The following is a 6,384-nucleotide window of genomic DNA, read 5'->3' as shown; positions in this document are numbered from 1 at the left end:
ATCAGCAGATCTTCGGGACTGGCGCCCAGCACGGCGACGCGGGCGCCCTTCTTGGCGGCCTGGCGCAGGCGCGAGGCCAGCAGCGGTTGATCCTTGCGCAGCGAGGCGCCGATTACCAGCGCGCCCTGCAGCGTCGAGACGTCGGCGATCGGCATGCCCAGCCACGGCGCGCCCTCGACCTTCGCCGAGAAATCGGACTGGCGCAGACGGAAGTCGATGTTGTCGCTACCGAGGCCGCGCACCAGCTTGCCGAGCAGATAGAGCTCTTCGACGGTCGCGTGCGGGCTGGCCAGCGCGGCGATCTGGTCGGCGCCATGCTCGCGCTTGATGCCGGCCAGGCCGTTGGCGACGTACTCGAGCGCGGTCTGCCAGTCGGTCTCGAGCCACTGGTTGTCCTGCTTGATCATCGGCCGGGTCAGCCGGTCGGCGCTGTTCAGGCCCTCGTACGAGAAGCGGTCGCGGTCCGACAGCCAGCATTCGTTGATGGCTTCGTTGTCCAGCGGCAGCACGCGCATCACGCGGTGGTTCTTGGACTGGACGATCAGGTTCGCGCCCAGGCCGTCGTGCGGCGACACCGACTTGCGGCGCGACAGTTCCCAGGTCCGCGCGGTGTAGCGGAACGGCTTGCTGGTCAGCGCACCGACCGGGCACAGGTCGATCATGTTGCCCGACAGCTCGGAGTCCACCGTCTTGCCGACGAAGGTCGTGATCTCGGAATGCTCGCCGCGGTTCAGCATGCCCAGCTCCATCACGCCGGCCACTTCCTGGCCGAAGCGCACGCAGCGGGTGCAGTGGATGCAGCGCGTCATCTCTTCCATCGAGATCAGCGGGCCCACGTTCTTGTGGAACACCACGCGCTTCTCTTCCTTGTAGCGCGATTCGGAGGCGCCGTAGCCGACCGCCAGATCCTGCAGCTGGCACTCGCCGCCCTGATCGCAGATCGGGCAATCGAGCGGGTGATTGATCAGCAGGAATTCCATCACCGACTTCTGGGCCTTGACCGCCTTCTCCGAGTTGGTGAAGACCTTCATGCCCGCGGTGACCGGCGTGGCGCAGGCCGGCAGCGCCTTCGGCGCCTTTTCGACCTCGACCAGACACATGCGGCAGTTGGCCGCGATGGACAGCTTGCGGTGATAGCAGAAGTGCGGGATGTAGGTGCCCAGCTTGCGGGCCGCTTCCATCACCAGGCTGCCTTCCGCAACCTCAACCTTCTTGCCGTCGATTTCGAGTTCAACCATGTTCTGCCACGCTTAGATGTAGGCCGGAACCATGCACTGCTTGTGTTCGACGTGATATTCGAACTCTTTCCAGTAGTGCTTGAGCATGCCGCGGACCGGCATCGCCGCCGCATCGCCGAGCGCGCAGATCGTGCGGCCCATGATGTTTTCGGCAACGTTGTTGAGCAGGTCCAGGTCTTCCTGGCGGCCTTCACCATGCTCGATGCGGTTCACCATGCGGTAGAGCCAGCCGGTGCCTTCGCGGCACGGCGTGCACTGGCCGCACGATTCTTCGAAGTAGAAATAGGACAGGCGCAGCAGCGAACGAACCATGCAGCGCGTCTCGTCCATCACGATCACCGCGCCCGAGCCCAGCATCGAGCCGGCCTTGGCGATCGAGTCGTAGTCCATGTCGGACGCCATCATCAGGTCGGCCGGCACCACCGGTGCCGACGAGCCGCCCGGGATCACGGCCTTCAGCTTCTTGCCGCCGCGCATGCCGCCGGCCAGTTCCAGCAGCGTCGCGAACGGCGTGCCGAGCGGAATCTCGTAGTTGCCGGGACGCTCGACGTCGCCCGAGACCGAGAAGATCTTGGTGCCGCCGTTGTTCGGCTTGCCCATCTTCAGGTAATTCTCGGGACCGACGGCCAGCAGGAACGGCACCGCGGCGAAGGTCTCGGTGTTGTTGATCGTGGTCGGCTTGCCGTACAGGCCGAAGCTGGCCGGGAACGGCGGCTTGAAGCGCGGCTGGCCCTTCTTGCCTTCCAGCGATTCGAGCAGCGCGGTTTCCTCGCCGCAGATGTAGGCGCCATAGCCGTGGTGGGCATGCAGCTGGAAGCTGAAGCCCGAGCCCAGGATGTTGTCACCGAGCAAGCCGGCGGCGCGCGCCTCTTCGAGGGCTTCCTCGAAGATCTTGTATTCGTTCCAGATCTCGCCGTGGATGTAGTTGTAGCCCACGGTGATGCCCATCGCGTACGCGCCGATGGCCATGCCTTCGATCAGCGCGTGCGGGTTGTAGCGGATGATGTCGCGATCCTTGAACGTGCCCGGCTCGCCCTCGTCGGTATTGCAGACCAGGTACTTCTGGCCCGGGAACTGACGCGGCATGAAGCTCCACTTCAGGCCGGTGGGGAAGCCTGCGCCGCCGCGGCCGCGCAGGCCCGAGGCCTTGACGTCGGCGATCACCTGCTCGGGCGGCACCTTCTCGGTCAGGATGCGCTTGAGCTGCTGATAGCCGCCGCGCTTGACGTAGTCTTCCAGATGCCAGTTCTTGCCATCCAGGCCGGCCAGGATCAGCGGCTGGATATGGCGGTCGTGCAGACAGGTCATATTACTTGTCCCCCTTGGCAGCGGCTTCGGCCTTGAGCTCGTCGACCAGCGCGTCGAGCTTGGCGTCGCTCATGAAGCTGCACATGCGGGTGTTGTTGACGATCATCACCGGGGCGTCGCCGCAGGCGCCCATGCATTCGCCTTCCTTCAGCGTGAAGGTGCCGCACGGGGTCGTCTCGTTGTAGTCGATGCCCAGCTTGCGCTTCAGGTACTCGCCGGCGCGTTCGCCGCCGGACAGTGCGCAAGGCAGGTTGGTACAGACGGCCAGCTTGTAGCGGCCGACCGGCTTGGTGTCGTACATGTTGTAGAAGGTGGCCACTTCCTCCACCCACACCGGCGGCATGTCGAGGTACCTGGCCACGAATTCCATGACTTCCGGGGACACCCAGCCCACTTCGCCCTGCGCCACGGCCAGTGCCGCCATCACGGCCGATTGCTTCTGGTCGGCCGGATACTTGGCGATCGCGCGATCGATTTCCTTGAGAGCTTCTGCTGATAGCATGGTCGTTGCCGTGGTGTTGCCTAATGCGCCGATTTACAAGCGAAACGCGCCAGCCGGTGGCGCGGTCCGCATCAGTTGCAGCCGTCGCTGCGTTGTCCTCGCAGGCATGAGCCCCATGCCGGCTTGCCGCGGTCGGTCCGGATCGTCGTCCGGAGGCGGCACGTCGTTAGCGGTCGATCTCGCCGAACACGATGTCCTGCGTACCGATGATCGTCACCGCGTCCGCGATCATGTGGCCCTTGGCCATTTCGTCGAGCGCGGCCAGGTGGGCGAAGCCCGGTGCGCGGATCTTCAGACGGTACGGCTTGTTCGCGCCATCGGAGATCGCGTAGATGCCAAACTCGCCCTTCGGGTGTTCCACCGCCGCGTAGGTCTCGCCCTCGGGCACGCGAATGCCTTCGGTGAAGAGCTTGAAATGGTGGATCAGCTCTTCCATGTTCGACTTCATGTCGACGCGCGACGGCGGCGTGACCTTGTGGTTGTCGCTCATCACCGGGCCCGGATTGCGGCGCAGCCAGTCGACACACTGCTTGATGATGCGGTTGGACTGGCGCATTTCTTCCACCCGCACCAGATAGCGCGAATAGCAGTCGCCGCCCACGCCGACCGGCACGTCGAAATCGAGCTTGTCGTAGACCTCGTAGGGCTGCTTCTTGCGCAGGTCCCACTCGATCCCCGAGCCGCGCAGCATCGGGCCGGTGAAGCCCATCTGCAGCGCGCGTTCCGGGCTGACCACGCCGATGCCGACCAGGCGCTGCTTCCAGATCCGGTTGTCGGTCAGCAGCGTCTCGTATTCGTCGACGTACTTCGGGAAACGGTTGGTGAAATCCTCGATGAAGTCGAGCAGCGAGCCGGAGCGCGCCTCGTTCATCGCCTTGATCGCCCGCTCGTTGTGGACCTTGGACGCCTTGTATTGCGGCATCGTGTCAGGCAGGTCGCGATAGACGCCGCCCGGACGATAGTAGGCCGCATGCATCCGCGCCCCCGACACCGCCTCGTACATGTCGAACATGTCCTCGCGCTCGCGGAACGCGTACAGGAATACCGCCATCGCGCCCACGTCCAGCGCGTGCGAACCGATCCACATCAGATGGTTCAGCAGGCGCGTGATCTCGTCGAACATCACGCGGATGTACTGCGCGCGGATCGGCACGTCGATGCCGACCAGCTTTTCGATCGCCATCACGTAGGCGTGTTCGTTGGCCATCATCGACACATAGTCGAGACGGTCCATGTAAGGCACGCTCTGGATCCACGTCTTCTGCTCGGCCAGCTTCTCGGTGGCACGGTGCAGCAGGCCGATGTGCGGATCGGCGCGCTGGATCACCTCGCCGTCCAGCTCCAGCACCAGGCGCAGCACGCCGTGCGCCGCCGGGTGCTGCGGACCGAAGTTCAGGGTGTAATTCTTGATATCTGCCATCGCGGGTTCTCAGTGCCGGTCAGTGCTTCAGGCCGCCGTAGTTTTCCTCGCGGATCACCCGTGGCGTCAGCTCGCGCGGTTCGATCGTGACCGGCTGATAGATGACGCGCTTCTGCTCGGGGTCGTAGCGCATCTCGACATAGCCGGACACCGGGAAGTCCTTGCGGAACGGATGGCCGACGAAACCGTAGTCGGTCAGGATGCGGCGCAGGTCCGGATGGCCCTCGAAGATGATCCCGTAGAAATCGAACGCCTCGCGCTCGAACCAGTTGACCGAGTTCCACACGTCGATCAGCGACGGGATCACCGGCATGTCGTCGTCCGGCGCGAACACGCGCACGCGCAGGCGCCAGTTATGCGTCAGCGACAGCAGGTGCGTGACCGCGGCAAAACGCGGACCGTCCCAGGCACCGTCGCCATAGGTGGAATAGTCGACGCCGCACAGGTCGATCAGCTGCTCGAAACGCAGCGACGGATCGTCGCGCAGCATGCGGGCCACTTCGAGGTAGTCGTCGGCCTTGACGATCAGCGTCAGCTGGTCGAACGACTCCACCAGCTTGCCGATGCGATTGCCGAGCGCCTTCTCCAGCGCGGACTTCAGGGTATCGAGCTTGGCCATGTCAACCCTTGCGCGCGATGGTGTTGGTGCGGCGGATCTTGTTCTGCAGCTGGATGATGCCGTAGATCAGCGCTTCGGCCGTCGGCGGGCAGCCCGGCACGTAGATGTCGACCGGCACGATCCGGTCGCAACCGCGCACCACCGAATACGAGTAGTGATAGTAGCCGCCGCCATTGGCGCACGAGCCCATCGAGATGACCCAGCGCGGCTCGGCCATCTGGTCGTAGACCTTGCGCAGGGCGGGAGCCATCTTGTTGCACAGCGTGCCGGCCACGATCATCACGTCCGACTGGCGCGGAGACGGGCGGAAGATCACGCCGAAGCGGTCCATGTCGTAGCGCGCGGCGCCGGCATGCATCATTTCCACGGCACAGCAGGCCAGGCCGAACGTCATCGGCCACAGCGACCCGGTGCGGGTCCAGTTGATCAGCTTGTCAGCGGTAGTCGTGACGAAGCCTTCGTTCAGAACGCCTTCGATTGCCATTTCACATCACTCCCAATCGAGCGCGCCCTTTTTCCAGATGTAGACGAAGCCCACGATGAATTCCAGCAGAAACACGCCCATGGCGATGAAACCCGGCCAGCCGATGTCCTGCAGAGCGACGCCCCACGGGAAAAGGAAAGCGGTTTCGAGATCGAACAGAATGAAAAGGATGGCGATCAGGTAATAGCGCACGTCGAACTTCATGCGCGCGTCCTCGAACGCTTCGAAGCCGCACTCGTAAGGCGAGAGCTTGGCGGCGTCGGGCTTGTTCGGACCCAGGATCCGGCCGATCGACATCAGCGCGAGGCCGAGCACCACGCCGAAGATGATGAAGACGAGAACGGGGAAATAGGCTTCGAGATTCAAGGTACGGCCAGCCTTATCTGGAATGTTGTCAACAGCACCAGCTGAAGCGGCGTCCTGTTGCCCACCCCAAGCGCCCAACGCCATTGCGCAGACATCACGGCGCCGCCTTGCGGACTGCCGAAGCCCCTCACCGGGGCATTGCCCGGGAGCAGACTCCGATCAAGTTGTTTGGTGCCGACGGCGAGACTCGAACTCGCACAGCTTTCGCCACTACCCCCTCAAGATAGCGTGTCTACCAATTTCACCACGTCGGCTGGGGGAGAAACAATATTGCCTGGCGCCGGGTTTCAAGCCCTTCGGTACGCTGGTTTTGCGGCCATTTTTGCTATTTGGCTGCGCTGCCAGGAACCGTCGCTGGGGAATCGTTTCAAGCCCTGCATTCTAACCCATGATCGCCACTTTGTTCAATGCACAAGTGCAAAATGTTCGGCAATCCCGGGCGCGAAT

The 6,384-nt window shown here is 63.6% G+C and carries 8 protein-coding genes and 1 tRNA gene; 1 reads left to right on the top strand and 8 read right to left on the bottom strand.

The window, feature by feature from the left end:
* From nuoG to B551_RS11725, 8 genes are all read right to left on the bottom strand, one after another.
* On the bottom strand, positions 1 to 1,238 hold a 1,238-nt coding region (nuoG, locus tag B551_RS11760; RefSeq protein ID WP_006576548.1), incomplete at its 3' end, for an NADH-quinone oxidoreductase subunit NuoG.
* A 12-nt stretch (positions 1,239 to 1,250) separates the two neighbouring features.
* Complete coding sequence (gene nuoF, locus B551_RS11755) at positions 1,251 to 2,546, bottom strand: NADH-quinone oxidoreductase subunit NuoF (RefSeq protein ID WP_006576547.1); 1,296 nt, start codon at positions 2,544 to 2,546, stop codon at positions 1,251 to 1,253.
* Between the two features lies 1 nt (position 2,547).
* On the bottom strand, positions 2,548 to 3,048 hold the full coding sequence (gene nuoE / locus B551_RS11750) for an NADH-quinone oxidoreductase subunit NuoE (RefSeq protein ID WP_006576546.1): 501 nt from the start codon (positions 3,046 to 3,048) through the stop codon (positions 2,548 to 2,550).
* Positions 3,049 to 3,214: 166 nt separating this feature from the next.
* Positions 3,215 to 4,468 (bottom strand): NADH-quinone oxidoreductase subunit D, encoded by a 1,254-nt coding sequence (locus B551_RS11745; RefSeq protein WP_006576545.1) that lies wholly within the window; start codon positions 4,466 to 4,468, stop codon positions 3,215 to 3,217.
* A 19-nt stretch (positions 4,469 to 4,487) separates the two neighbouring features.
* Positions 4,488 to 5,087, bottom strand: a complete 600-nt coding sequence (locus B551_RS11740) for an NADH-quinone oxidoreductase subunit C (RefSeq protein WP_006576544.1) — start codon at positions 5,085 to 5,087, stop codon at positions 4,488 to 4,490.
* 1 nt (position 5,088) lies between these two features.
* Positions 5,089 to 5,571, bottom strand: a complete 483-nt coding sequence (locus B551_RS11735) for an NADH-quinone oxidoreductase subunit B family protein (RefSeq protein ID WP_006156837.1) — start codon at positions 5,569 to 5,571, stop codon at positions 5,089 to 5,091.
* A gap of 6 nt (positions 5,572 to 5,577) precedes the next feature.
* Positions 5,578 to 5,937 (bottom strand): NADH-quinone oxidoreductase subunit A, encoded by a 360-nt coding sequence (locus B551_RS11730; protein ID WP_006576543.1) that lies wholly within the window; start codon positions 5,935 to 5,937, stop codon positions 5,578 to 5,580.
* 169 nt (positions 5,938 to 6,106) lie between these two features.
* Positions 6,107 to 6,191, bottom strand: a tRNA-Leu gene (locus B551_RS11725).
* Between B551_RS11725 and B551_RS26880 the strand changes: the two genes are divergently transcribed.
* Positions 6,166 to 6,384 (top strand): hypothetical protein (locus B551_RS26880; RefSeq protein WP_216599696.1); only part of this gene is annotated, 219 nt, incomplete at its 3' end. The two genes, B551_RS11725 and B551_RS26880, sit on opposite strands and share 26 nt — an antisense overlap.

Source organism: Cupriavidus sp. HPC(L), assembly GCF_000307735.3.
Classification (GTDB): domain Bacteria; phylum Pseudomonadota; class Gammaproteobacteria; order Burkholderiales; family Burkholderiaceae; genus Cupriavidus.
This window is presented reverse-complemented; position numbering and strand designations above follow the sequence as displayed.